The sequence below is a fragment of the Clostridium sp. BNL1100 genome (assembly GCF_000244875.1).
Taxonomy (GTDB): Bacteria; Bacillota; Clostridia; order Acetivibrionales; family DSM-1351; genus Ruminiclostridium.
Window position 1 is genome coordinate 117,186 of record NC_016791.1, and the last position, 26,592, is coordinate 143,777.

The 26,592-nt window shown below is 38.7% G+C and carries 24 protein-coding genes; 20 read left to right on the forward strand and 4 right to left on the reverse strand.

Annotation, left to right across the window (positions count from 1 at the left end):
- Window position 1: 1 nt before the first annotated feature.
- Both CLO1100_RS00555 and CLO1100_RS00560 read right to left on the reverse strand, forming a co-directional pair.
- Window positions 2–430, reverse strand: a complete 429-nt coding sequence (locus tag CLO1100_RS00555) for a MarR family transcriptional regulator (RefSeq protein ID WP_014311815.1) — start codon at window positions 428–430, stop codon at window positions 2–4.
- Between the two features lie 105 nt (window positions 431–535).
- Entirely contained in the window at window positions 536–1,075 is a 540-nt protein-coding gene (locus tag CLO1100_RS00560; protein WP_014311816.1) for a glutathione peroxidase, read from the reverse strand.
- A 165-nt stretch (window positions 1,076–1,240) separates the two neighbouring features.
- Here CLO1100_RS00560 and CLO1100_RS00565 point away from each other — a divergent pair, with 165 nt between their 5' ends.
- The 7 genes from CLO1100_RS00565 to leuB all read left to right on the forward strand — a co-directional run bounded on the left by CLO1100_RS00565 (window position 1,241) and on the right by leuB (window position 9,500).
- Entirely contained in the window at window positions 1,241–2,110 is an 870-nt protein-coding gene (locus CLO1100_RS00565) for a radical SAM/SPASM domain-containing protein (RefSeq protein WP_014311817.1), read from the forward strand.
- Between the two features lie 95 nt (window positions 2,111–2,205).
- Entirely contained in the window at window positions 2,206–4,137 is a 1,932-nt protein-coding gene (locus CLO1100_RS00570) for an ABC-F family ATP-binding cassette domain-containing protein (RefSeq protein WP_014311818.1), read from the forward strand.
- 25 nt (window positions 4,138–4,162) lie between these two features.
- A complete protein-coding gene (locus tag CLO1100_RS00575) occupies window positions 4,163–5,476 on the forward strand; it encodes a DEAD/DEAH box helicase (RefSeq protein ID WP_014311819.1) in 1,314 nt (437 codons plus the stop codon).
- A gap of 54 nt (window positions 5,477–5,530) precedes the next feature.
- Entirely contained in the window at window positions 5,531–6,433 is a 903-nt protein-coding gene (locus CLO1100_RS00580) for an AraC family transcriptional regulator (RefSeq protein ID WP_014311820.1), read from the forward strand.
- Window positions 6,434–6,576: 143 nt separating this feature from the next.
- Window positions 6,577–7,836 (forward strand): 3-isopropylmalate dehydratase large subunit, encoded by a 1,260-nt coding sequence (gene leuC, locus CLO1100_RS00585; protein ID WP_014311821.1) that lies wholly within the window; start codon window positions 6,577–6,579, stop codon window positions 7,834–7,836.
- A gap of 77 nt (window positions 7,837–7,913) precedes the next feature.
- Window positions 7,914–8,402: a 3-isopropylmalate dehydratase small subunit gene (gene leuD / locus CLO1100_RS00590; protein ID WP_014311822.1), complete on the forward strand. Its 489-nt coding sequence runs from the start codon at window positions 7,914–7,916 to the stop codon at window positions 8,400–8,402.
- A gap of 27 nt (window positions 8,403–8,429) precedes the next feature.
- A complete protein-coding gene (gene leuB, locus CLO1100_RS00595) occupies window positions 8,430–9,500 on the forward strand; it encodes a 3-isopropylmalate dehydrogenase (RefSeq protein WP_014311823.1) in 1,071 nt (356 codons plus the stop codon).
- A gap of 74 nt (window positions 9,501–9,574) precedes the next feature.
- Here leuB and CLO1100_RS00600 read toward each other — a convergent pair whose 3' ends face one another.
- On the reverse strand, window positions 9,575–10,120 hold the full coding sequence (locus CLO1100_RS00600) for a cysteine hydrolase family protein (protein ID WP_014311824.1): 546 nt from the start codon (window positions 10,118–10,120) through the stop codon (window positions 9,575–9,577).
- 156 nt (window positions 10,121–10,276) lie between these two features.
- On the opposite strand from CLO1100_RS00600, the gene CLO1100_RS20580 reads away from it, so the two are divergent.
- The gene (locus tag CLO1100_RS20580; RefSeq protein ID WP_187288901.1) at window positions 10,277–10,429 is read left to right on the forward strand and encodes a hypothetical protein; all 153 of its coding nucleotides are present in this window, start codon (window positions 10,277–10,279) and stop codon (window positions 10,427–10,429) included.
- Window positions 10,430–10,645: 216 nt separating this feature from the next.
- Here the strand turns inward: CLO1100_RS20580 and CLO1100_RS00610 are convergent, their stop codons facing one another.
- The gene (locus CLO1100_RS00610; RefSeq protein WP_014311825.1) at window positions 10,646–11,644 is read right to left on the reverse strand and encodes a M15 family metallopeptidase; all 999 of its coding nucleotides are present in this window, start codon (window positions 11,642–11,644) and stop codon (window positions 10,646–10,648) included.
- Window positions 11,645–11,814: 170 nt separating this feature from the next.
- On the opposite strand from CLO1100_RS00610, the gene CLO1100_RS00615 reads away from it, so the two are divergent.
- The 12 genes from CLO1100_RS00615 to CLO1100_RS00670 all read left to right on the forward strand — a co-directional run bounded on the left by CLO1100_RS00615 (window position 11,815) and on the right by CLO1100_RS00670 (window position 26,465).
- Complete coding sequence (locus CLO1100_RS00615; protein WP_014311826.1) at window positions 11,815–12,081, forward strand: hypothetical protein; 267 nt, start codon at window positions 11,815–11,817, stop codon at window positions 12,079–12,081.
- A 40-nt stretch (window positions 12,082–12,121) separates the two neighbouring features.
- The gene (locus CLO1100_RS00620; protein WP_014311827.1) at window positions 12,122–12,946 is read left to right on the forward strand and encodes a cyanophycinase; all 825 of its coding nucleotides are present in this window, start codon (window positions 12,122–12,124) and stop codon (window positions 12,944–12,946) included.
- A 36-nt stretch (window positions 12,947–12,982) separates the two neighbouring features.
- Window positions 12,983–15,664, forward strand: a complete 2,682-nt coding sequence (cphA, locus tag CLO1100_RS00625) for a cyanophycin synthetase (protein ID WP_014311828.1) — start codon at window positions 12,983–12,985, stop codon at window positions 15,662–15,664.
- 173 nt (window positions 15,665–15,837) lie between these two features.
- Window positions 15,838–16,464: a hypothetical protein gene (locus tag CLO1100_RS00630; protein ID WP_014311829.1), complete on the forward strand. Its 627-nt coding sequence runs from the start codon at window positions 15,838–15,840 to the stop codon at window positions 16,462–16,464.
- Window positions 16,465–16,477: 13 nt separating this feature from the next.
- The gene (locus tag CLO1100_RS00635) at window positions 16,478–17,458 is read left to right on the forward strand and encodes a biotin--[acetyl-CoA-carboxylase] ligase (protein ID WP_014311830.1); all 981 of its coding nucleotides are present in this window, start codon (window positions 16,478–16,480) and stop codon (window positions 17,456–17,458) included.
- A 33-nt stretch (window positions 17,459–17,491) separates the two neighbouring features.
- Window positions 17,492–17,983 (forward strand): hypothetical protein, encoded by a 492-nt coding sequence (locus CLO1100_RS00640; protein WP_014311831.1) that lies wholly within the window; start codon window positions 17,492–17,494, stop codon window positions 17,981–17,983.
- A gap of 21 nt (window positions 17,984–18,004) precedes the next feature.
- Complete coding sequence (locus tag CLO1100_RS00645) at window positions 18,005–18,772, forward strand: type III pantothenate kinase (RefSeq protein WP_014311832.1); 768 nt, start codon at window positions 18,005–18,007, stop codon at window positions 18,770–18,772.
- Window positions 18,773–19,004: 232 nt separating this feature from the next.
- Window positions 19,005–19,937 (forward strand): L-lactate dehydrogenase, encoded by a 933-nt coding sequence (locus CLO1100_RS00650; RefSeq protein ID WP_014311833.1) that lies wholly within the window; start codon window positions 19,005–19,007, stop codon window positions 19,935–19,937.
- Window positions 19,938–20,126: 189 nt separating this feature from the next.
- Window positions 20,127–21,302, forward strand: coding sequence for a malic enzyme-like NAD(P)-binding protein (locus CLO1100_RS00655; RefSeq protein ID WP_014311834.1), 1,176 nt, complete (start codon window positions 20,127–20,129; stop codon window positions 21,300–21,302).
- 348 nt (window positions 21,303–21,650) lie between these two features.
- Window positions 21,651–23,264, forward strand: a complete 1,614-nt coding sequence (locus CLO1100_RS00660; RefSeq protein ID WP_014311835.1) for a mannitol dehydrogenase family protein — start codon at window positions 21,651–21,653, stop codon at window positions 23,262–23,264.
- 26 nt (window positions 23,265–23,290) lie between these two features.
- Complete coding sequence (gene uxuA, locus CLO1100_RS00665) at window positions 23,291–24,373, forward strand: mannonate dehydratase (protein ID WP_014311836.1); 1,083 nt, start codon at window positions 23,291–23,293, stop codon at window positions 24,371–24,373.
- A gap of 1 nt (window position 24,374) precedes the next feature.
- Window positions 24,375–26,465 (forward strand): alpha-glucuronidase family glycosyl hydrolase, encoded by a 2,091-nt coding sequence (locus tag CLO1100_RS00670; protein WP_014311837.1) that lies wholly within the window; start codon window positions 24,375–24,377, stop codon window positions 26,463–26,465.
- The last annotated feature ends 127 nt before the right edge of the window (window positions 26,466–26,592 follow it).

The window sequence follows — 26,592 nt, forward strand, 5'->3', positions numbered from 1 at the left end:
ATTAACCCAATTGCTGCAACAGTTTATGGAGATATTTTTGAAGCTGGACTATCTCTTCCATAGGCAAGTCAATACAGCTGCCAATTCTGTTGGGGATATCCAGGGCCTTATCCCGTAAATTTTTTCCCTCTTCGGTTAACCTTATATAAACATTTCTTTCGTCATCAGAGCTTCTTTGCCTGACAACCAGATTCTGCGACTCCATTTTTTTAAATAATGGGGTTAATGTACCGGAATCAAGAAACAACTTTTTGCCAAGATCCTTTACGGTTATATTATCCTCTTCCCAAAGGGCCATAAGAGCTATATATTGAGTATACGTAATCCCTAAGGGGTCAAGATAAGGTTTATATTTTTTTATGATTTCCTTTGAACACGCATACAGGGGAAAGCATAGCTGATTTTCCAATTTCAGTTTATCGTACGGCATATAAATTCTCCTTAAAAAGTCATCTTAAAATTAGAATATCATACAATTCAATTTTATAAAACCATATCGAATAACGGTATTTGAAATCAGCCACAGGCAAAGGAACTAGCTCTCCAAAAGTTCCTGTATTTTCGCTTCCATATTCTCAGGCTTATAAGTTGGAGAATATCTTCCCACAACGTTACCATTACGGTCAATTAAGATCTTTGTAAAGTTCCATTTAATGTTTGAACCTACAATACTCTGGCCTAAATCTTTAAGAACTTTCATAAAGGAAGAAGTTTCCTGGTTCTCCTTATCAGCTGGGGTTGCCTTTTTCAAAAATGTATATAATGGGTCTGCATTACTTCCGTTAACATCAATCTTCGAAAAGGTTTTAAAAGAAACTCCATATTTCAACTGACAAAACTCAACTATTTCTTCTTCAGTTCCGGGAGCCTGATTCAAAAACTGGTTGCAGGGAAAATCAAGAATTTCCAAGCCCTTGTCCTTATATGTTCTATACAGGTTCTCCAAAGCTTCATATTGAGGTGTAAATCCGCAGCCTGTTGCAGTATTAACAATAAGAAGAACCTTACCTCTATAGGAATCCATTGAAATTTCATTCTTTTGAGCATCTTTTACCTTAAAATCATAAATTGTCATGTATATACCTCCTATTGAATAAAATTAAATTGTTTACAATTAGATTATATAAGATTAAATTTATAATGTCAATCTTAAATTTATTGTTATTGTTTACTGTTTACTATATACATATAACATGGTTTTTAGTGTAAAATAGCAATAACAATCTATATGGAGTAATCAATGAAAAAATTTAAGAAGGTATATATAGAGATAACTAATGTATGTAATCTGAAATGCAGCTTTTGTCCTGATTCCGGAAGGCTGCCGGGATTTATGGATATAAAGGGGTTTACGCACATAATACGTCAAGTGAAACCATTTTGTGATTATGTATATTTACATATTATGGGAGAGCCATTATTAAACCCAAATCTGAAAAGTTTTCTGAAAATATGTTATGACAGCTTAATCAAAGTCAACATCACGACGAATGGAACCTTGTTAAACAGATGCGGTGAGTTGCTGCTGAATTCAAAGGCGTTACGGAAGGTAAGCATTTCACTTCACAGTTTTGAGGCCAATGAAGGAAATGGATTATTGGACAGCTATATAAATAACACTGTCAGTTTTATAAAAAAGGCTGTTGAGAAGGGTATCATTTGCGAACTAAGGCTTTGGAATATGGACAATGGCCAATTAAAAGGTATTAACGACTTGAACGACGAGATTATAAAAAAGCTGGAAGAGTCCTTTCAGCCCGGTTTTGATTTATGGCTTGCTGTTAAGAACCAGGTGAATGTAAAACTACAGGACAGGCTATTTATAAGTAGGGCTGAAATCTTTGAATGGCCGGACGTAAGCAAAGATATTATGGATGAGAAAGTGTTCTGTTACGGGTTGAGAGACCAATTTGGAATTCTAGTGGACGGGACGGTTGTTCCATGCTGTCTTGACAGCGATGGGAATATTCCCTTGGGTAATATTTTCTCAGAGTCTCTCAGTGATATTCTATATTCTGAAAGGGCCCGACGAATATATGAAGGGTTTTCAGGAAGAAAGGCCGTAGAAGAGCTTTGTAAAAAATGCGGATATGCAAAGCGTTATAAATGATTAATAAAGGGGTACAAATAAATTACAGCAATTGTACTGCCTAAATGGTATAATAACACATAAGATAAAACGAGTAACAAAGGAGAATCAGGCAGTTGAATATTTTATCCGCTGAAGGTATTTCAAAAAGCTATAGTGAAAAAATATTATTTAATGATATATCGTTGGGTATAGGCGAGGGAGATAAGATAGGGCTTATAGGCGTCAACGGAACAGGCAAAAGCACTCTTTTGAAGGTAATTGCAGGTATTGAGAGTGTTGATACCGGAAATATAATAAAGTCCAACAAAGTACGAGTAGGCTATCTTGAACAAAGTCCCGCTTTTGAGCCGGGAACAACGGTGCTTCAACAGGTATTTAACGGACATTCCCCTGTTATGGTGCTGCTGAGGGAGTATGAAGATATACTTTTAAAAAGCAGTCAGAATCCGGCAGATCAGAAACTTGAAAAAAGACTTCTGGATTTAATGCATCAAATGGATACAATGAACGCCTGGACGTTGGAAAGTGAAGCGAAAACCATACTTACAAGACTGGGAATCGATAGTTTTGAGGCGGATGTGGCAACTTTGTCGGGGGGACAGAGAAAGAGAATCGCAATGGCAGGAGCATTGATTAATCCCACTGAGCTGCTTATACTGGACGAGCCTACTAACCATATTGACAATGATACTGTTGACTGGCTTGAAAAGTACCTGAATACCAGAAAAGGTGCTCTTTTGATGGTTACACATGACAGGTACTTTCTGGACAGAGTTTCAAACAGGATAATAGAACTGGACAACGGGAAGCTTTACAGCTATCAGGCTAACTACAGCCGATTCCTCGAAATGAAAGCCGAACGTGAAGAGTTGGAACAGGCTTCTGAAAGAAAAAGGCAGAACCTTTACAGAAATGAATTGGAATGGATAAGAAGAGGTGCACAGGCACGTTCTACCAAGCAAAAGGCCAGAATAGAAAGGTTTGAAAAGCTGAAGGAGGCAGATGTACCCAAGCAGGATGAAAATATTGAAATTCAGGTGGGAGCTGCAAGACTTGGAAGAAAGATAATTGAACTGGAAAATATAAAAAAATCATATGGAGATAAGACGTTAATTAGCGATTTTAGTTATGTATTGCTAAGAGACGATAGAATAGGAATTATAGGGCCTAACGGAATCGGCAAGTCAACACTATTAAAAGTACTTTCAGGACAGATTGCACCTGATGCGGGAAAGGTTGAAATTGGAGAGACCGTAAAAACAGGATTTTTTACTCAGGAAAATACAGATATGGATCAAAACCTTAGGGTTATTGAATATATCAGAACAGTGGCAGAACATATAGAAACTGCAAACGGAAGCCTGAGTGCCTCGCAGATGCTGGAGAGGTTTCTTTTTCCGCCCAGTGTTCAGTGGACACCTATCTCAAAGCTTTCAGGTGGCGAAAAAAGAAGACTTTATCTTTTGAGCATACTTATGGGTGCTCCAAACATATTGCTACTGGACGAACCTACAAATGATCTGGACATCCAGACACTAACAATTCTGGAAGCTTACTTGGACGAATTCCCTGGAGCGGTTATAACCGTGTCCCATGACAGATACTTTCTGGACAGAACAGCAAACAGGATATTTTCCTTTGAAGGAAATGGAGAAATTACCAAATATGCCGGAAACTACTCGGATTATAGAGAGTATATAGCCGCACGGGAAAAACAGGATGATACAGGAAAGACAGCTGACCCGGATAAAAAGAACGACAGTTCACAAAATAAGACAGAGTGGCAAAAGAATAAGGAAAAACCCCTCAAATTCACTTTTAAGGAACAAAAGGAATTTGATGAAATAGACGATGTTATAGCGGCTCTTGAGTCCGACATAGAAAAGGTAAAAAAGGATATAGACCAATCTGCAACAGATTTTACAAAGCTTCAGGAGCTCCTTCAAAAACAACAGGAGCTTGAAAAGGAACTGGACTTTAAGCTGGAACGTTGGACATATCTTAATGAACTGGCTGAAAAGATAGAAAACAGCAAGAAAAAATAAAATGCGGCGTGAAAAGGAGAATGGCATGGAGCAGTTATTTGAGGGCATGGAGTTGGACAAGTCCCTTGTGGAGGCATTAAAAAAGGAAACAATAACAGTACCTACCGATATACAGCAAAAAGCTATACCCGAGGAATTGAAGAATAGAGATGTAATTCTTCATTCTTCCACGGGAACGGGAAAAACACTGGCATATCTGCTGCCTCTTTTCATGAAACTCTCTGTTGATAAAAAGGAAATGCAGGCACTAATACTGGTGCCGACCCATGAACTGGCAATACAAGTTGAAAGGCAGATAGAACTGCTTTCACAAAATTCTGAAATAAAGGCTACATCCACCCCTATTATCGGTGATGTAAATATTATGAGGCAGATAGACAAACTCAAGCTTAAGCCCCATATAATAGTAGGAACGGCCGGAAGAATACTGGAATTGATTCAGAAAAAGAAGATTTCAGCACATACCATTAAAACAATTATTATAGATGAAGCAGACCGCCTTCTTGACGACTACAATTTAGATACAATAAAGGCGGTAATCAAGACAACTCTCAAGGAGAGGCAGATAGTAATGTGTTCTGCAACTATCTCTAAAAAGACAGTTGAGCGTGCCATGCCTTTAATGAAGGAGCCTCTTGTTATAGAGAGTAAATCGGACATGGGTGTTCCGGAGGCTATTGAACACCTGTATTTTGTCGCCGAGCAAAGAGAAAAAATTGATGTTTTAAGAAAGCTTGTTCGAATGATAAATCCCAAGAAAGCAATTGCATTTTTTGCTAACAGCGAGGATATTTTTGTTTCGGAAGAGAAGCTAAGATACCACAAGCTGAAAGCCGGGGGTATTCATGGTTCACATTTAAAATCCGACAGGAAGCAAACCATGGACGATTTTAAAAATGGAAGGTTGCAGCTTCTTATAGCCTCTGATATTGCGGCAAGGGGTCTTGATATAGAGGATGTGACACATATTTTTAATGTTAATATCCCTGAAAGGTCAATGGACTATCTTCACAGAGCAGGCCGGACAGGTAGAAACGGGAAGCCGGGAGTGGCAATATCCATTGTGACCGAAAAAGAAATAGAGTTGATGAGAAAGTTTGAAAAGGAACTCAAAATAAAGATAATTCCAAAATCCATGTATAATGGAAAGATTGTTGAATATAAAAAGGAAAGAAGTAAGAGGACTTCTGACAGGGCTAAATCCGGAAGCCCAGCAGGTACCGGAAAAAGTAAAGTCAGTAATTTTAAGCAAAGCCTGACCGTTGACAGAAAAAAGGCTTTTGGGGATAAGAAAAAGTCAGGTAATGGAACTAAAGTATTCCGTAGGCCAAAAAAGTAGAAAGCCTTGTCCTAAATGGTGCGGACTATCTAGGGTTGAAGGGAGTTGGGTAATATGGAAACAACGACGCTTCCCAAAGCGTGGGAAGGTGTGCTGGGATCGGCAAGCTTTATTCCGGTTACCAGTGTAAAAGCCATTGAACGATACCATGATGCTGAATGGTCAAAGGGACTAAGTGTACATGAAACCTTTGAAATGGTTTATATAAAATCAGGAAGCGGTGTTTTTGAGATTGGAGAACAGAACGTCTCTGTAGGCTCAAATGATATTGTAATAATTAAGCCAAACCAGAGACATAAGCTAAATGTAAATTCCGAGGGCGGGTGTGACTTTATTGTTCTGTATTTCAAATTTATGGATCAAACGGAGCATACTCTTTCAGAGGTATCCCTTGGGGATTTTATAAACTTCGTCAGCGGCAGGGAATCAGGTTCTTTTATTAAGCTAAAAGTAAGCCAGAAGAATGATATAATCGTTCTTTTAAACAGGATTCTCAAGGAACAGACAAATGACCAGTTGGGCAGCGATTTGCTTAATTATCTCATGCTGATGGAGCTGTTTGTACTTATATCAAGGGCGTTAAAGGCAGAATGGGAAAACAGTATAAAGAACAAAAGCCCAAAGATAAAAGAACTTATGCAGTCTGCAATACAGTTTGTACACAATAATTTTGAGCGTGAGATATCAATAACGGATATTGCAAAATATGTTTTTCTTAGTCCCAGTTATTTCACAAGGGCCTTCAAAGAGAACACAGGACTAAGTCCCATGCAATATCTGTTAAACATAAGAATCAAACGGGCATGTGAACTGCTTCGGGAGACAGACCAGAAGGTTGGCGAAATAGCCCTTAGTGTAGGCTTTTCCAACCAGCAGAGATTTAATGATATGTTTAAGAAACAAACCAACATGACCCCAATGCAATATCGCAATTCGTCAAAAAACATTCATAATTGAAGAAATAACGGTAAATAACAGGAAGAACACTTTTTAAGCTTATTATATAATTGCTTTAACATTAAAAGCTTGAAAAGAGTTCTTTTATTTTACGAAAAAACATTTAAATTTATATATTCATGTGACAAAGGGGGATTTAAAAAATGGGAATGACAATGACACAGAAGATTCTTGCAAACCATGCAGGAGCAGATAAAGTAGTACCCGGGCAATTAATAAAGGCTAAACTTGATATGGTTCTGGGGAATGATATAACATCTCCCGTAGCTATCAAGGAGTTTGATAAAATCGGTCTGGATAAAGTATTCGATAAGAATAAAATAGCTATAGTACCTGACCATTTTACTCCCAATAAGGATATTAAGTCCGCAGAACAGGTAAAGGTTTGCAGGGAGTTTTCAAAAAGAATGGAAATAGTAAACTTCTTTGAAGTCGGACAAATGGGAGTTGAACATGCACTATTGCCTGAAAAAGGACTTGTGGTACCGGGGGATGTGGTTATAGGAGCTGATTCTCACACATGTACTTACGGTGCACTTGGAGCATTCTCGACAGGAATAGGCAGTACCGATATGGCAGCGGGAATGGCAACAGGAGAGGCCTGGTTCAAGGTCCCCGAAGCAATTAAGTTCGTCCTAAAAGGTAAGCCCCAAAAGTGGGTTGGAGGAAAGGATGTTATCCTTCATATTATAGGAATGATCGGTGTTGACGGTGCTCTTTACAAATCAATGGAGTTCACAGGTGACGGAGTAAACGCTCTTTCAATGGACGACAGATTCTCAATGGCAAACATGGCTATAGAGGCCGGTGCAAAAAACGGAATATTTGAGGTAGACGAAAAAACCGTTGAATACGTAAAGGAACATTCTATCAGATCATATAGCATATACAAGGCTGACGAGGATGCTGAATATTCAGAAGTTTATGAAATAGACCTTGCTGAAATAAAGCCAACAGTTGCATTTCCTCATCTTCCTGAAAATGCACGTACCATTGACAAAGTGGGCGATATTAAAATCGACCAGGTTGTAATCGGCTCATGTACAAACGGACGTATAGAAGACATGAGAATAGCGGCAGAAGTTTTAAAAGGAAAAAAGGTCAGCGACAATGTAAGGTGTATTATAATTCCTGCTACTCAAAAGATATGGAAGCAAGCTATGAACGAAGGTCTGTTTGACATATTTATAGATTCAGGAGCTGCTGTAAGCACACCTACCTGCGGCCCATGTCTTGGAGGCCATATGGGGATACTTGCAAAGGGAGAGAGAGCAGTTGCAACTACAAACAGAAACTTTGTTGGACGTATGGGCCATCCCGAAAGCGAGGTTTATCTTGCAAGCCCGGCGGTAGCTGCGGCTTCTGCCATAGCAGGCAGGATAGCCGGACCTGATGAAATTTAAATATAGAGATTGACATAAACAAAAAAAGGCACGGATATTTGATTGTATTTTGTCCGCTGTCGGAAAAGGAGATAGATATGAATGTTAAGGGTAAGGTTATAAAGTACGGAAACAACGTTGATACAGACGTTATAATACCTGCACGATATTTGAACACATCAGATCCTGCTGAACTTGCCAGCCATTGTATGGAGGATCTTGATGATAAATTTACCCAGAGAGTCCAAAAGGGAGATGTAATGGTTGCAGGAAAGAATTTTGGCTGCGGTTCGTCAAGAGAACATGCACCCATTTCAATCAAGGCATCAGGAATATCCTGCGTCATAGCAGAAACTTTTGCAAGAATATTCTATAGAAATTCTATTAATATCGGACTCCCGATTTTAGAGTGTCCAGAAGCCGCAAAAGATATCAAAGATGACGATCAGGTAGAGATAGACTTTGACAAAGGGCTGATTAAAAACCTTACAACAGGCAAAACATATCAGGGTCAGCCGTTCCCTGAATTTATGCAGGAGATTATTTCTTCCGACGGGCTGATACAGTATATTAAGAATTCGCTTTAATAGTACTGCTGGAATGGAGATGAAAATATGAATTATAAAATTACAGTGCTTCCGGGGGACGGAATAGGCCCGGATATAATAGCTGAAGCCTTAAAGGTTTTAGAACTGATAGGTGAAAAATATGGCCACAGCTTTTTATTTACAGAAGCTGATTTAGGCGGTATAGCTATAGACAGGCATGGAGAGCCTCTGCCTCAGGCTACGGTGGATACATGTAAGGGTAGTGATGCAGTACTACTGGGAGCAGTAGGAGGCCCTAAATGGGATACTTTGCCCGGAAACAAGAGGCCTGAAGCGGGATTGTTGGGAATAAGGGCGGCTCTCGGGTTATATGCCAACCTGAGGCCGGCTGTTATATACGGGGCTTTAAAGGATGCATCACCTCTGAAATCAGAAATAATAAGCAACGGTATTGACATTATGGTTATCCGTGAATTAACGGGAGGAATATATTTCGGCAAGAGAGGCAGACTTGATACAGAAGGCGGAGAGGCTGCATTTGACACCGAAATGTATAATGTATCTGAAATAAAGAGAATAGCAGAAGTAGGCTTTGAAACAGCTATGAAAAGGGGCAAAAAGCTTATGTCCGTTGATAAAGCCAATGTACTTGAAAGCTCAAGGCTCTGGAGACAGGTGGTTGAAGAGGTGGCAAAGGAATACCCGGAGGTTGCCTTGAGCCATATGTATGTTGATAATGCGGCAATGCAGCTGGTAAGAAACCCTGCTCAATTTGATGTTATACTTACAAGTAATATATTTGGAGATATCTTGTCGGACGAAGCTTCCATGATAACAGGTTCAATCGGAATGTTACCTTCTGCCAGTCTTGGTTCTACGAAGCTGGGGCTCTACGAGCCAATACATGGGTCTGCCCCTGATATTGCAGGGCAGGATAAAGCAAATCCTATTGCAACAATACTTTCAGTGGCTATGATGCTAAGATATTCACTTGACCTGTCCGGTGAGGCAGATGCCATTGAAAAAGCTGTTGCAGATGTTTTAAATACGGGCTACAGAACTGCTGACATAGCATCTCCGGGAACTAAGGTTGTTGGTACCAAGGAGATGGGAAAGCTAATAAGGGAGCATATGTAGTTACACATATATACAATTCCTAAAGCTGTTGCAGACTATTAAAAAATAGTTTACAACAGCTTTTTTTAAAAATCTCACAGATTTTTGATCCATTCGTCAGAAGAAAGAACTTTACTGAATCTTGCTGCTTGTGTAACCAGAATAGCTTTATGAAGATCTTCAGCTGAAATAGTTCCGGCATTATTTGAAAATTGGAGTGTTCCTGTAGCATCTGAAAGGAATTCAACAGCATAGCCCATATGCATAGCCTGTCTTGCGGTTGTATCACAGCACATTTGAGTCATATACCCTGCTATTGTAACAGTATCAATGTCTAACCCCTTTAACTCGGATTCAAGATTAGTATTTGTAAAGCTGCCGGGTAAATTTTTTTCTACGATTTGATAATATTTCCTAACCAAGAGGTCAGGATGAATATTCCATTCACTACTTCCTTTTTTAAACATGACTGCATTTTCACCGGGAGAGGTATGCTGAATCAGAATAACCGGTATATTTTTTTCATTAGCAGTATCAACAACTTTTAGAATATTGCTGTAGCTGCCTGGTGGATGTGTAACAGGCAATTTTCCTGTAAAATACTCATTCTGAACATCAATTACCAGTAATGCCCGTTTCATAAAAGCTCACTCCTTTTTTGAAATTTTTACCGCATTGTAATTATACACCAGTAAAAAGGATGTACATGATAAATTTTATGAAAAGGGTTTAAACATATAAAGGATATTTGCTATATTAGTATTTATTACAGAAACACAAAAGTGGAGGAACAGGATATGAAAAGTTCACAAATACAAATTAGAGACCCTTACGTACTCCCTGTACATTCAGACAAAACCTACTATCTTTTTGGGACCACTGATAAGAACTGTTGGACAGGTAAAGCAGCCGGGTTTGATGTTTATATCAGCAAGGATTTGGACGACTGAGAAGGACCGTTTCCGGCTTTCCAGCCTTCGGATGATTTTTGGGCAAATAATAATTTTTGGGCACCTGAAGTATATTCCTATAACGGTAAATACTATATGTTTGCAAGTTTTAAGGCGGAGGGGGTCAGCAGAGGTACCCAGATACTTGTTTCGGAAACTCCTATGGGGCCATTTGACCTATTTTTCTTGAACTTTTTGAAGTTTTGGCGGAAAGCTTCAATTACGTTGATATTTAACAGTTAAAAGTAGCAGGTCTTTTTTTACGGGTTCCAGTACAATAGATGTATTTGTACTGCCACTCCAATAGACCTTTTGGCTTCGTTCAACCTTCATAAACAGGCAGTCTTTGCCTTTCATAATATTGCCGGAGCAAATTTTATGGTAAAATTCTTCAAGGCAAAGGCCCTTTGAAAATAGATACGTACTAAGAGGAATTCCTGTGTATCTAAAATGCCACGGCTCATAGGTAGCTCCCGTAACTTCTGTCTTGTTGCTGCCATACCTTAGTATAAAGCCGTACTTATAGGCATTTGAGTCTAGCCATATCTGTTCTTTGGTTCCTTTAAAATCACTTCTATGCCACCCCTTAACACTGAATAAATCCACGGCAAGACCTGTTTGATGTTCGGAAAAGCCGGGCATCGCTACCAGTAAACGAGTCTTTTCAAGGGCTTCCATATAAGTTTTACTGGTTTTTGTAAAAACACTGAGATTGTAGGTAAATATCTCCTTCTGAGTGGCTTCTGACCTGTAGGCACTGTTTAAAACAAAACCTGCAACTCCGTCTCTGCGGGCTGAGGCGAGCATGGAATACAAGGCCTTTGCAGCAGAGGAATCCAGCTTTAGCCCCGGTTTTTCAAGTACTATTTTATTTGAATCAATATCTACAAGGTCAACATTCATATTATTCTTATCCAAGGGATTATCCTTGTTAACCAAAATTTTTGTTTTAGATGACTCAACACCAACTTCACTGTATTTCTTTAAATCAAAGTTTTGGTTTATATCCGTAATATATAAATTATTGTTAAGTGTCATTATTTTTAAATAATTTGAGTTTTTTGAGACATATAAAACTGCTGGTGAAAGCCCTGACCTGGCCTGTCCTGCTTCGGTAGATTCTTTTGCCAAATCCGGCTTTATTTCCGACACAGTAATGGGATTGCAAAAAATCAACACTGGTACAAGTACTATATAAATAAGGAACTTTTTCATTGCGGCCTCCTATTTTTTAACAATTATTATTATATGTTAAAAAAATGCTTTTATTTGCATTTATTAGTTAAATGAATAGTAAAGTGACATTTTGCAAATAATAGGCTATGAATTAACTACTATCACATTATTAACAGCTGCAAAAACGGCTTATGGAGGCAGTGAAGATTATGAGTGTTCACGAAATATCACAACATAATGTAGATTTCAAGAAGGGTCTTATTTTATTAGGAGGTTGGATTTCCGCTATATTATCACTTTTCATTTATCCGTTTGTTTTCGGAATGGTAGGAGTGATTTCGGGTATTCTTGCCGCTAAAGATGAGAAAAGCAGAGTTGGAGTCATGCTTGTTGCAGCCTCGATTATTCTCATGGGTGTAGGACTGGCTTTTAGTAACAGGCTTTTGGCTACTACCATGAGCTATTTTGGATTCTAAATTTAAGTATAATATACCTTTAATATATTTGGAGGAAAACATGGAAGACTTGGTGAACGGAAACCTGTTGATAATAGGAGGAGCTGAAGATAAGTGGGGTCAGAGTAAGGTACTCAAGCATGCCATTGAGATGTGCGGGGGGCCGGAATCAAAAATCATGGTTTTGACAACAGCTACGCAAAAACCGGAGGAAGTTGGCAAGGAATATAGGACTGTTTTTTCAAGACTTGGAGTAAAATCCATAGATGTTTTAAATGTAGACAGCAGAACAGATGCAAACAGCGACTCTGTGGCCCAAAAAATATCAGGTGCTGCAGGGGTTTTTTTTACAGGAGGCGACCAGCTGCGGATTACAAGCATATTAGGCGGTACAAAAACTGCCAAGGTTCTTATGGATATGTATAAAAAGGGTATACCTATTATAGGAACAAGTGCGGGTGCTTCGGTAATGAGCAGTGTTATGATAGTTGACGGTAATGGAAATTCCGCTGCAAGAAAATGCACCCTTGGCATGTCTCCCGGACTTGGATTTATAGATCAGGTTATAATAGATCAGCACTTTGAGCAAAGGGGAAGACTAGGAAGACTTTTGATAGGGGTTGCCCAAAACCCTTCAGTTCTCGGAATCGGTATAGATGAGGATACTTCAATAAAGGTATATTCAAATGCATCCTTTGAGGTAATAGGTACAAATTGTGTTACGGTAATCGATGGAAATACTATTCAGGAGTCAAATGTTTCAGAGTTGAAATCAGAGGAAATTATTGCATTGTCAAATGTAACCATACACATATTACCCGGTGGATACGGATATGATATCAGTCAGAGAAAAATAATAAAGCCTAAAGAAAACAAACATAATTAAATGTTGTAATTTCAACTTATCAGGAGGTTTTTCAAGGTGCAGATTCAAAGCATATATTGCTTTAAAGGAAGGAATATATACAGTCATCAGCCGGTTATCCGAATGGTAGTGGATATAGGAAAGTACGAAGAGGGCCCCACCAAGGATATACCGGGATTCAATAAAAAACTTCTCGAATTTTTCCCTGAAATAGCAGAACACACCTGCGGAGTGGGGTATGTAGGAGGATTCGGTGAAAGGCTTATTGAAGGAACATACATCGGACATGTAGCTGAACATTTGATGATAGCAATACAAAACAGGTTTGGTTACTTTGTAAAATATGGCAAAACAAGACAAATAGGTAATACATCCCAGTATTATATAATTTATGAATACAGCAATGAGGCTTTTGCCGTTGAATGCGGTAGAAAAGCGATAGAAATAGTAGAAGCCTTTGCTGAAGGTACCCCAATAGATTTAGAAAAAATAATGAAAGAATTAAAATATATATCCTCGGATACCGACATGGGCCCCAGTACAAAAGCTATTTATATGGCTGCAAAAAGAAGAGGAATCCCCGTAACAAGAATTGGCGACGGAAGTATTCTTAGATTGGGCTACGGAAAGTACACAAGGGTAATTCAAGCATCACTTACGGATGGATCAAGCTGTATAGCGGTAGATATTGCATCAGATAAACAGATGACAAAAAAACTTTTAATGGATAATAATATACCGGTTCCATACGGAGTTGTTGTAAGAACCGAACAGGAAGCCTTTGAGGCTGTTGAAAAGGTAGGCTATCCTCTGGTAATTAAGCCGATAGATTCCAATCAGGGAAAAGGAGTTACTGTAAACATCTGTTCTGAGGATAAAATCAGGGTGGCTTTTACAGAAGCACGAAAATATTCAAAAAAGGTCATAATTGAGAAATATGTTTGCGGTAAGGATTACCGGGTGCTAGTAGTAGGAGGAAAGGTATGTGCTGTTGCTGAACGCAGACCTCCGAGTGTCACAGGGGATGGAATCAGTACCATAGCACAGCTTGTGGAATATGAGAACGCAAATCCTCTAAGAGGCGAAGATCATGAAAAGCCGTTGACCCTTATCAAACTCGACGACATTTCATTAAATTATATTAAGACTCAAGGGTTTTCACCTGACACCATTTTAAAACAAGGACAGACAGTTAATCTCAGGCAGAACGGAAATCTTAGTACAGGAGGAACAGCCAAAAACTGTACAAGAGAAATCCATCCAAAGAACGCACAGTATGCATTGTCTGCTGCAAAAGCCATGGGCCTTGATATTGCAGGGGTAGATTTTTCTGCGCAGGATATTTCAATACCTATTGATAGCAACCGGGGTGCAATTATAGAAGTAAATGCGGCGCCGGGACTGAGGATGCATCTTCACCCAAGTGAGGGAGAACCGGTAAATGTTGCTGATGCAATACTTGATATGATGTATCCGCCAAATAAACCGGTCAGCATCCCTGTTGCAGCGGTTACAGGTACAAACGGTAAAACCACCACAACAAGACTAATAAGACACACCCTTTCAATTCTGGGACATAATGTAGGTATGACCTCTACAAGCGGCATTTATATAGGCGACGAATGTGTGCAAAAGGGTGACAATACCGGCCCTGTCAGTGCAGAAGTCATATTGGCAAACAAGGAAGTTGACATTGCTGTTCTGGAGACAGCCAGAGGAGGAATAGTCCGCAGAGGATTGGGATATGATCTGGCAGATGTGGGAGTTCTTATTAATATAAGTGACGACCATCTTGGAATAGACGGAATAAATACAATTGAGGATCTTGCAAAAACAAAGGCTCTTGTAGTAGAAGCTGTAAAGCATGACGGATATGCCGTATTAAATGCTGATGACAGTATGACACCTTATATATTGGAAAGGACTCGCAGTAACGTCATAATGTTCAGCAGGGGTATTTCAAACCCTGTATTTAAAAGACATTGCAAAAATCCTAAAAATATAGCTGTATACGTAAGGGATAGCTATATTTGGATTCAAAGAAATAACAGAAAGATTCCTCTTATAAGCTTGGATGATATCCCTATTACTTTCGGAGGAATAGTCGACTGTAATATAGAAAATTCTCTGGCTGCCATATCAGCACTCATCGGGCTCAATGTCCCGTTGGATATAATAGTAAAAGGCATGAGTACGTTCCAGCCCGATACGGAGCTTAATCCCGGTAGATTTAATATCTTTGATATGGGAACATTCAAAGTAATGATAGATTACAGTCACAACATAGCAGGATACTCTGCTGTTGTAAAATTCATGCAAAGGGTAAAGGCCAAGAGACTTGTTGGTATAATAGGTATGCCGGGAGACAGGCAGGATTCAAATTTAAAAGAGGTTGGTGAGCTTTGTGCCAACTCGTTCCACAAGATTTATATAAAGGAAGATATTGATTTAAGAGGGCGAAGACGAGGAGAAGTAGCGGATATATTTGAACAGAGCATAATTAACGCTGGAGCAAAAAGAGAAAATGTAGAAATTATATACAGTGAAACTGAGGCCCTGGAAAAAGCCATGCTCGATGCACAACCCGGGGATTTGATAGCATTGTTCTACGAAGAATTCGATCCGGCCATTCAGGTTATAAACAGGTTTAAACAAGAGCAGGAACATGCAAATAAACTGCTGGAAGGTAGTTTAAATGCATCTATTAAAAATATAGAGCAATTCAGTACAAAGACATAGTTATTTAAAGAGGGGCTGTAGCAAATCAAAACTGGTTTGCGGGGCCCCTCTTTGCTAAAATAATACAGGTATTTTCTTAAACATATCCTTCCCATAACAGAACGTATATGGTAGAATTTAAAAAAATGTAATAATAATGGATTGGTCTTTTCGTTTATTATATGGAGGATAAAATGCCTGAGGTTTATTATTATGTCAGCTCTGATAAAGTATCGGATATACTCGACTGCGGTCTGAAACTGTCTGCTTTCTTTGACAAGGAAGTAATGATTGAGGGTGACGTTCAGCAGTGTTTTGCAGGTCTTATAAACCCAAGGGACGACATGTATTCATATAATTCGGAATCTCTTACCTGTATAAAGATAAATGTTAGAAGTGACAAATGTTATGTGGCAGACAGATTTGTTTACGATACTATAAAAGAAAAGCCTGAGAACCTTGAATTATACAATAAATCAGTAATTCCCCTGGAGAAATATATTTTCGGTACTTACCGTAAACCGGAATGTCTTATTACTTCGACTATACTGGCGGGAGAAGCGGCCAGACTTGACAGGTGCATGGATTTACCTGTTATTTATGAAAATTCTGAAACTCTGTACATAAATAATATAATAAATAATTTCAGAGAACAGTACCATGAATTTGACGACTACCTTTTATACAGTTTTTTCAGCAGGCTTGAAGAAATGGGTAAAGTTAATACGATAAAAAGCAGTGACGGTGGAAAAGCTGTATTTACAACCGGGTCTGGGGAAATCTATTGTATAAGAAAGCCTGAATTAAACAAAATATTTTAGACAGAGGTTTCATGTGAAAAATCAGATTTTAAAAATACTAAAAGAAGAAGATAAATATATATCAGGCGAAGATATCAGTAAAGCTTTGGACGTATCCAGAACTGCAGTTTGGAAACATATAAATGAATTGAGAAAAGACGGTTATACTATAGAGTCATCCTCAAAAAAAGGATATAGATTTCTTAAAGCCCCGGATATACTTGACAAGAGGGAAATTGATATTCCACAGGGACAGATGATTGGAGCGGATATACAGCACTTTGAGGAAGTAGATTCAACAAATAATTATGCAAAAAAAATTGCAAACGAAGGCTGTGCTCATGGAACGGTTGTTGTAGCGGATAGGCAGACAACGGGGCGGGGCAGGATAGGAAGGCAATGGCAGTCTGATACATCGGAAGGAATATGGTTCTCAATAGTCTTAAGGCCGGAACTCGAACCTGAAAATATTCAGGTAATAACACTTGCGGCTTCCGTTGCGGTAGTTGAAGCAATAAAGGAGACCCAAGGAATAGTTTGCGGAATAAAATGGCCTAATGATATAATATTAGATGGCAGAAAACTTGGAGGTATTCTCACCGAGTTAAGTGCCGAGCCGGGTCATGTTAATTATGTTGTTGTTGGTATAGGAATAAATGCAAATCAGGATTCGGAGCATTTTGATTATGAGATACGGCAAAAGGCGATTTCATTAAAAATGTACGAAGGTAAAACCGTATCAAGGTCCAATTTGCTTGGCTGTATTCTGACCAATTTTGAAAAAATATATAAAAGCGTGCTACTTGGAAAAAACCAAGAGATAATAGATAGGTGGACGGAGTATTCGGTCACCATAGGAAAAGAAGTAAAGGTTGCTTACAAAGATGTAGAATATATTGGAACAGCCCAATCCGTTGCATCTGACGGAAGACTTATTGTACAATGTAAAGATGGAGTGACGAGAGAAATATCAGCAGGTGAGATTCAGGTTAGGGGCTTGCTGGGATATACATAGTGCTTAGCAAATATGGCAAGGAGGATTTTATCAGTGGTTAAGAAGAATGAATACCCGAGAAAAAATTATGTAAGGGATGATGGACAGGCCGGGCAGCAGACAACTCAACCTGCACCGCAACAAAAGGTATATCAGAAGGACGGAGAGACACATCACAAGGAAAGTCATGTCAGAAGTACCAGACCTCCCAGAGACCAGCAAAAAGAAGGTTACCAGCCTAGGGAAAACAATACGCAAAAAAGGGACTTTACTCCCAGGGAAAATAACCAAAGAGATAATACAAGCAGAGAAGCATCAGCTTCGAAAGATACTCAGCACAGAGAAAATAACCATCAGAGGAATTACCACCGGGAGAATTTTCAAGGCAGAGAAAATAGAGAGCCATACAAACAGCATTTCCAGAGACCTGCTATCAAACCCCGTGCCGAGGAAACTGTTGAGGACATTGCAAACGATATAATAAGGATACAAAAAGAAATAGATCTTGAGTTAAAAGAAATAAGGAGTATGAGGCTTGGGGTTTAGGCCTTGTTATCTGGAGGTAATATGGTTTTAGTAGTGGATGTAGGGAATACACACATTGTTCTGGGTGTATTTGAAGGGAAAAAGTTGCTTGCAAGTTGGAGACTTGCCACAAATAAAGAACGGACTTCGGATGAACTGGGAATGCTGATACTTGGATTGTTTAACCATGAGAAGCTTTCTGTAGATGAGGTTGAGGCAGTGGTTGTTGCATCCGTTGTACCCCCGATTATGTATACGTTGGAACATGCCATAAAAAAATATATAAATACTCAGCCCATGATTATAGGTCCCGGAACAAAAACGGGAATAAATATCAGGTACCAAAATCCAAAGGAAGTCGGTGCCGACAGGATAGTAAATGCCGTAGCCGGTTTTGAACTGTACGGCGGCCCCCTGATTATTGTCGATATGGGTACTGCTACTACTTTTTGTGCAATATCGGAAAAGGGCGAATATCTGGGCGGTGTCATATGTCCGGGTATGAAGATAAGTGCGGAAGCATTGTATCAAAAGGCTGCAAAGTTACCAAGAATTGATCTGGTAAAACCTGAGGGTGTTATCGGAAAGAATACGGTTTCAAGTATGCAGTCAGGAGTTTTTTATGGATACGTAGGTCAGGTTGATTATATTGTAAATAGAATCAAAAAAGAAATGCGGGAGGATAACATACGGGTTATTGCAACAGGAGGGCTTTCAAGACTTATAGCTGAGGAATCAATGACCATAAATGACGTAAATCCTACTCTTACATTAGAGGGCCTTAGATTAATATACGAAAGAAATATATAAAAAACAAAAAAAGACATTTTAGGATGTCTTTTTTTTGTTAAAATCATTATTTTGTATACAAATAGAGTAATAAGGTTTAAAAATACTTGATTTGGCCACAATAAATGATGTATTCTTAAAAATTCGTGATTAATTGGAATAGAAATCTAAAAAAAAAGGGAAAATTATGTTTGTATATTAAAACATATTGTGTTACGCTAATAGCAATTGTGAAAAATATGGAGGGATTTTAATGGGTTTTAAAGTTGCGATCATAGGAGCAGGATTTGTTGGAGCATCAGCTGCGTATGCGATGTCTATAAACAACTTGGTTTCTGAATTGGTATTAATTGATGTAAATAAAGAGAAGGCTTATGGCGAAGCTCTTGATATCAGCCATGGTTTATCATTTGCAGGAAATATGACAGTTTATTCCGGTGACTATTCAGATGTTAAGGATTGCGATGTTATAGTTGTAACTGCAGGTGCAGCAAGAAAGCCAGGCGAAACACGTTTGGATCTTGCAAAGAAGAATACTATGATAATGAAGAGCATAGTTACTGAACTTATGAAGCACTATAATAAAGGTGTAATAGTAAGTGTATCAAATCCTGTTGACGTATTAGCGTACATGACTCAAAAGTGGTCAGGATTACCAGCAAATAAAGTTATAGGATCAGGTACAGTTCTTGACAGTGCTAGATTAAGAACTCACATCAGCCAAGCATTGGATGTAGACATTGCCAACGTTCACGGTTATATAGTTGGTGAACATGGTGATTCTCAGTTACCATTATGGAGTGCAACTCATATTGCAGGCATACCGTTTGATGAATATGTTAAAATTAACGGCTTAAACATTGATAAGGACGCTCTTTTCAGTGAAGTTAAGGTAGCAGGAGCAACTATTATAAAGAATAAGGGAGCAACTTACTATGGTATAGCTCTTTCAATCAACAGAATAGTTGAATCCATTTTGAAGGACTTCAATACTATCATGCCTGTTGGTACTGTTCTTGACGGACAATACGGAATAAAGGATGTTTTAGTGAACGTTCCTACAATAGTTGGCGGTAACGGAGCTGAAAAAGTTCTTGAATTGAACATTTCAGATGCAGAATTACAACTTCTGAAACATTCAGCTGAACAGGTTAGAGCAGTTATCGACGAAGTTAAAGATATATAAGTTTTTTAAAACAAGATAAGTATCTTTAATAAAAAGAATTAAAAATAGGTTGTGAAAGATTTCACAATAGTGTAAAATTAAAAGGAACAAATAAACATACTTAATTCTTTCGATAGAAGTATCGTTTATTTGTTTCTTGCATTAAGAAAAAACCGACATATTTACTATTAAACGTTTGGAGGATATCAAATGGGTACTATTTATGAGGATTCACTTAAAGCCCACGAAGAGTGGCAGGGAAAAATAGAAGTTGTATGTAAGGCTCCTTTAAAGGATAAAAGAGATCTTTCATTAGCTTATTCACCGGGAGTAGCTCAACCATGTCTCGAGATTCAGAAAGACGTTGAGAACTCATACAAATATACTAGAAGACACAATCTTGTAGCAGTTATCACTGACGGTACAGCGGTACTTGGTTTAGGAGATATCGGGCCTGAAGCAGGTATGCCTGTTATGGAAGGTAAATGCTGTTTGTTCAAAACTTTTGGTGACGTTGATGCGTTCCCTCTTTGTATAAAGTCAAAAGACGTTGACACTATAGTTGAAACTGTTAAATTGCTTTCAGGAAGCTTCGGCGGCGTAAATCTTGAAGATATAGCTGCTCCAAGATGCTTTGAAATAGAAGAAAGATTAAAGAAGGAAACAGATATTCCTATATTCCACGATGACCAGCATGGAACTGCTATTGTTACTGCTGCAGGTCTTATCAATGCATTAAAAGTTGTTGGTAAGAAAATGGAAGATATCTCAATAGTTGTAAACGGAGCAGGTGCTGCGGCTATAGCTATTACAAAGCTTCTCTTCTCAATGGGCTTAAGAAAAGTTGTTCTCTGTGATACAAAGGGTGTTATATATGAAGGCAGAGAGAACCTCAACCCAATTAAAGCTGAAATGGCTAAAATCACTAACCTCGAAGGTAAGAGAGGTTTATTGAAGGATGTTATGGTTGGAGCAGACGTATTTATCGGAGTTTCAGCTGCTAACCAGGTTACAAAAGAAATGGTTAAGTCAATGGCTAAAGATCCAATTATATTTGCTCAAGCAAACCCAACTCCTGAAATTATGCCTGAAGACGCTCTCGAAGCAGGTGCTGCTGTTGTTGGAACAGGCCGTTCAGACTATCCAAATCAGGTTAATAACGTTCTTGCATTCCCTGGTATCTTCAGAGGTACTTTTGATGTAGGAGCTCGTGAAATAAATGATGAAATGAAGATAGCTGCTGCATATGCAATCGCTGGACTTGTTGGCGATGAAGAAAGAAATGCAGAGTATGTAATTCCAGCTCCATTTGATCCAAGAGTAGCAAAAGAAGTTGCAGCAGCAGTTGCAGAAGCAGCTAGAAAATCTGGTGTAGCTAGAAAGTAATTTTGTACATGAAGATAAAAGACTGCCTTTTTAATAAGGCAGTCTTTTTTATATAACGGTGGGAAATACAATGCTTCCCGCTATTTGTTTTACTTATTTAATTAAAAATTATATGGTCTGATTAAAAGTGAATATTGATTGAAAAAGGTATATTACCTATAATGATGACGAAGATGTTGATAGCATTTTTAAATATGGCAATAACCTAAAGTTAAATATTATCCCTGACGAATTTTTAGCCAAAGTTCTGTTTGGGATATTTTATTAATGTTTTGCCTGCTTATCAACTGCTTAAATGCGCCGGAAATATTAAATAACTTTTATACTTTGCGGGGGTGGAAATACAATATGAAATTAAATAGAAATGGAATAAAGGATTACAGTGCATGGAAAGCAAACCAAGTAGAAGTACCTAAATTTGATTATGACGAAATGCTGAGAAAAACCACAGAAGAGCCTAGATGGATTCATTTTGGTGCCGGTAATATATTTAGAGGATTTATAGCAGCATTACAGCAAAATCTTCTAAATGAGGGAAAAGCGGATTCGGGAATAATTGTTGCGGAAACCTTTGATTATGAAATTATTGATAAAGTATACAAACCTTATGATAATCTCAGTTTATTGGTTCACCTTAATCCCGATGGAAGTCTTGAAAAGAAAATTATTGGGAGTGTTTCCGAAAGTTTGGTGGGAGATACAGCCAGAACAGCGGATTGGAAGAGGCTAAAGGAAATTTTCCGTAAGCCGTCGTTACAGATAGTCAGCTTTACAATTACAGAAAAGGGATATTCACTGACAGGAATGTCAAATGAGTTTCTGCCTGATGTAGTACACGATATGGAGAATGGATTCAAGGAGCCTAAGAGTCTCATTGCAAAGACGGCATCCTTGCTGTACGGCAGATTCTTGGCAGGAGCATTTCCGGTTGCAATGGTCAGTATGGATAATTGTTCACATAACGGAGATCTTCTTAAAAAGTCTATCCAGACACTTATACAAAAATGGGTTGATAATGGAATAGTAGAAAAGGAATTTTTAGAATACATAAATAATCCTTCAAAGGTTTCATTCCCATGTTCAATGATTGATAAAATTACTCCAAGGCCTTCTGAAACAGTAAACAAGGCTTTAGTAGAGATGGGACTTGAGGATACAGAGATAATTCGCACCAATAGAAATACTTATATTTCACAATTTGTAAATGCTGAGAAACCCCAGTACTTGGTAATTGAAGACCAATTCCCCAATGGTAGGATGCCTCTTGAGGATGCTGGCGTGTATTTCACAGACAAAAGTACAGTTGAAAATGTAGAGAGAATGAAGGTTACAACATGCTTAAATCCTCTGCATACTGCACTTGCCGTATTCGGATGCCTTTTGGGTTATACACTCATAGCCGATGAAATGAAGAACCCACAGTTGAGAAAGCTGGTAGAAAATATAGGTTATAAAGAAAGAATGCCTGTAGTTATTAACCCCGGAATCATAGAGCCGCAGGCTTTCATAGACGAAGTAATAAATCAGCGTTTCCCAAATCCCTATATTCCGGATACACCACAAAGAATCGCTTGTGATACATCACAAAAAATACCGGTTCGTTTTGGTGAAACAATAAAAACATATGTCAGCCATCCTACTTATGATGTAAAAAGCTTAACATATATACCTCTTGTAATTGCAGGCTGGTGCAGATATCTCATGGGTATAGACGATAATGGAAATGCCATGGAGCTGAGTCCTGACCCGATGCTAGACAAATTAAAAACATATCTTGAAGGCATTGAGCTGGGAAAGGCAGAAAAAGTTGGAGAGCATTTAAAGCCATTGTTATCGAATGATAAGATTTTCGGTGTGAATCTGTATGATGTAGGGCTGGGTGAAAAAATTGAAGGGTATTTCAAGGAATTTATTGCAGGTAAAGATGCAGTTAAAAACGTATTAGGAAAATATGTAAAATAAAACGATGTATTAAGGAGATGATACTTATGAAAATGACCTTTCGATGGTTTGGTGAAAAGGACGACAGCATAGGTTTGGAGCAAATAAGACAAATACCCGGCGTTACGGGAGTTGTAGGAGCTTTGTATGACGTGCCTGTTGGCGAGGTTTGGCCAATGGATAAAATTATCGCACTCAAGGACTCGGTTGAAAAAGCTGGCTTAAAGCTTGAGGTTATCGAGAGTGTAAATGTACATGAAGATATCAAACTGGGGTTGCCAAGCAGGGATAAGTATATTGAAAACTACAGACAGTCTATAATTAACTTGGGAAAAGTAGGGGTAAAGGTTATTTGTTATAACTTCATGCCTGTATTTGACTGGCTGAGAAATGACCTTGCATATCCATTACTGGATGGGTCCAACGCACTCTGCTATGACCATGATATAGTAAAGGACATAGACCCGGTTAAATTGGTTGAAGACACTGCAAAAAGCTCTAACGGTTTTGCTCTGCCGGGTTGGGAGCCTGAAAGATTAAGTGAACTGAAAGATACATTTGAAAAATACAAGAACGTAGATGAGGATAAATTATTTGACAACCTTAAATATTTTCTTGAAAATATCATGTCTGCATGTGAGGAGGCCGATGTAAAAATGGCCATACACCCGGATGATCCACCGTGGCCTCTTTTTGGTTTGCCAAGAATTGTTACATGCAAAGAGAATCTTGAAAGGCTTGTAAAGCTTGTTGACAGTCCATATAACGGATTAACTCTTTGCAGCGGTTCTTTAGGTGCAAATCCCGAGAACAACATACCTGAATTGATAAGATACTTCGGTAAAATGGGAAGGATACATTTTGGCCATGTAAGGAATCTGAAGTTCTTCGGAGAAAGAAAATTCCATGAGTCTTCACACCTTTCATCAGACGGTTCCTTCGATATGTTTGAAATCATGAAGGCTTACTATGATATAGGCTTTACAGGATATATACGCCCTGATCACGGCAGAATGATATGGGGAGAAAAGGCGAGGCCGGGCTATGGTCTTTATGACAGAGCATTAGGTATAGCCTATCTTAACGGATTGTGGGAAGCTATAGATAAGATGACTATCGGGGGTAAATAGAGTGCCTAATACAACCATAAACACTGAAATATATGATTCGAAAGGATATAATTGCTGGCTTGGATACCATTTACTTGAAAACAGTCAGTTAAAGGGAACATATTCCAAGTGGGCTTCCAATATAGTTGTTTCACAAGGATCAGATGATACCGGAATTGCATTAGATGAGCTTAAAAGGGGCATTAAAGGAATATTGGGAGTAGATGCTGCTGTAGCAGTTGAGTCGGAACAAAGCTCTTTTATAGTTCTGGGGGTACTTGGAAGAGGAGACGAAATAGACTCGTATGTAAAGTATGATGAGGTAGTTCAAATCGGGAGTGAAGGCTTTATAATCAAAGGAACTAAAACTAGCAATGGTGAAGCAATAGTTGTTGCCGGTACTACCATAAAAGGTTTGCTTTATGGAGTATTTGGCCTGTTAAGACTATTGCAGACTGAGACAGTGATTGAAGGGATTTTAAAGATTGAAAACCCTGTAAATCAGCTTCGTATTATAAACCATTGGGACAATATAGATGGAAGTATCGAAAGAGGCTATGCAGGTAAATCTATTTTCTTTACAGATAATAAAATAACAGATGACCTGGGTAGAATCAGAGACTACGCAAGACTTCTGTGTTCAGTGGGGATAAACAGTATTGTTATAAATAATGTTAACGTCCACAAGTATGAGAGCATGCTTATTACAGACAGATATCTTAAAGAAGTTGCAAATCTGGCAAAAATATTTGGGGATTATGGGATAAAACTTTATCTTAGCGCCAATTTTGCAAGTACTATTGAAATAGGAGGACTTTCCACTGCCGATCCTTTAGACCCTCAGGTATCAAAATGGTGGAAGGAAAAGGTTAATGAGATATACTCGCTGATACCTGACTTTGGAGGTTTTTTGATTAAAGCTGATTCGGAATTCAGGCCCGGGCCTTTTACCTACGGACGAACCCATGCAGACGGTGCCAATATGCTTGCTGAAGCCTTGGAACCACATGGGGGTCTGGTTATATGGAGATGCTTTGTATACAATTGTATGCAGGATTGGCGTGACCTCACAACTGACAGGGCAAGGGCTGCCTATGACAACTTTATGCCTCTGGATGGCTTGTTTAAGGAAAATGTATTACTCCAGATTAAAAACGGGCCTATGGATTTTCAGGTGCGTGAGCCGGTATCGACCTTATTCGGGGGACTGCAAAAAACAAACCAGCTGTTGGAGCTTCAGATAACTCAGGAGTACACAGGACAGCAGAAGCATTTATGCTATCTGGTGCCAATGTGGAAGGAGATACTGGATTTTGATACAATGGCACAAGGTAAGGACACAAGTGTTAAAAAAATTATTACAGGTTCAGTGTTTAATAATAAGTTCGGCGGAATGGCAGCTGTAACGAATATTGGAAATGACCTGAATTGGACGGGGCATCAGATGGCCCAATCAAACACTTACGGTTATGCACGACTGTGCTGGAATCCGGATTTGTCAACAGAACAAATTACTGATGAATGGGTTCGAATGACTTATTCAAACAACGAAAAGGTTGTAAATACAGTAAAAGAAATGCTGATGGGTTCATGGAGAACGTATGAAAATTATACTTCACCTCTGGGAATTGGATGGATGGTTAATCCTAATCATCATTACGGGCCTAACGTTGACGGATATGAATATGACAAGTGGGGAACATATCACAGGGCAGACCATAAGGGAATAGGTGTTGACAGGACAGTCAGGAACGGAACGGGATATGCAGGACAGTATCATAAGGATGTTGCCGAGATCTATGAAAATGTGGAGATGTGTCCGGAAGAACTGCTGCTGTTTTTCCACCATGTATCATATGATTACAGACTAAAATCAGGTGAAACATTAATTCAATATATTTACAACACCCATTTTAAAGGTGTTGAAGAGGTAGAAGAATTAATTAACAAGTGGAAGAGTCTTAAAGGGTTGGTCAGTGAAGAAATATTCCGGCATGTATCGGAAAGACTAGGTGGACAGCTGGAACATTCCATAGAGTGGAGAGATGTAATAAACACATATTTCTATCGTAAAACAGGAATACCTGATGAATTAGGGAGAAGGATATATTAGTAATGTAAAGAGGCGGCTGCAGATGACCAATTATGGTTGGTTTTGCAGCCGCTCTTGATTTCGTCCCTGAAATAGGCAAATACAGGTTCATTGGATGGAAAAGTTACTAAGCCGAATATTGGCCGGA

Coding starts and splice junctions, on each gene's coding strand:
- CLO1100_RS00645 (WP_014311832.1), top strand. CDS start 18,005: ATGGTTTTAGTAGTGGATGTAGGGAATACACACATTGTTCTGGGTGTA.
- leuB (WP_014311823.1), top strand. CDS start 8,430: ATGAATTATAAAATTACAGTGCTTCCGGGGGACGGAATAGGCCCGGAT.
- CLO1100_RS00565 (WP_014311817.1), top strand. CDS start 1,241: ATGAAAAAATTTAAGAAGGTATATATAGAGATAACTAATGTATGTAAT.
- CLO1100_RS00575 (WP_014311819.1), top strand. CDS start 4,163: ATGGAGCAGTTATTTGAGGGCATGGAGTTGGACAAGTCCCTTGTGGAG.
- CLO1100_RS00620 (WP_014311827.1), top strand. CDS start 12,122: ATGGAAGACTTGGTGAACGGAAACCTGTTGATAATAGGAGGAGCTGAA.
- CLO1100_RS00630 (WP_014311829.1), top strand. CDS start 15,838: ATGCCTGAGGTTTATTATTATGTCAGCTCTGATAAAGTATCGGATATA.
- CLO1100_RS20580 (WP_187288901.1), top strand. CDS start 10,277: ATGAAAAGTTCACAAATACAAATTAGAGACCCTTACGTACTCCCTGTA.
- CLO1100_RS00615 (WP_014311826.1), top strand. CDS start 11,815: ATGAGTGTTCACGAAATATCACAACATAATGTAGATTTCAAGAAGGGT.
- CLO1100_RS00650 (WP_014311833.1), top strand. CDS start 19,005: ATGGGTTTTAAAGTTGCGATCATAGGAGCAGGATTTGTTGGAGCATCA.
- CLO1100_RS00580 (WP_014311820.1), top strand. CDS start 5,531: ATGGAAACAACGACGCTTCCCAAAGCGTGGGAAGGTGTGCTGGGATCG.
- CLO1100_RS00660 (WP_014311835.1), top strand. CDS start 21,651: ATGAAATTAAATAGAAATGGAATAAAGGATTACAGTGCATGGAAAGCA.
- leuD (WP_014311822.1), top strand. CDS start 7,914: ATGAATGTTAAGGGTAAGGTTATAAAGTACGGAAACAACGTTGATACA.
- CLO1100_RS00560 (WP_014311816.1), bottom strand. CDS start 1,075: ATGACAATTTATGATTTTAAGGTAAAAGATGCTCAAAAGAATGAAATT.
- CLO1100_RS00610 (WP_014311825.1), bottom strand. CDS start 11,644: ATGAAAAAGTTCCTTATTTATATAGTACTTGTACCAGTGTTGATTTTT.
- uxuA (WP_014311836.1), top strand. CDS start 23,291: ATGAAAATGACCTTTCGATGGTTTGGTGAAAAGGACGACAGCATAGGT.
- CLO1100_RS00600 (WP_014311824.1), bottom strand. CDS start 10,120: ATGAAACGGGCATTACTGGTAATTGATGTTCAGAATGAGTATTTTACA.
- leuC (WP_014311821.1), top strand. CDS start 6,577: ATGGGAATGACAATGACACAGAAGATTCTTGCAAACCATGCAGGAGCA.
- CLO1100_RS00555 (WP_014311815.1), bottom strand. CDS start 430: ATGCCGTACGATAAACTGAAATTGGAAAATCAGCTATGCTTTCCCCTG.
- CLO1100_RS00655 (WP_014311834.1), top strand. CDS start 20,127: ATGGGTACTATTTATGAGGATTCACTTAAAGCCCACGAAGAGTGGCAG.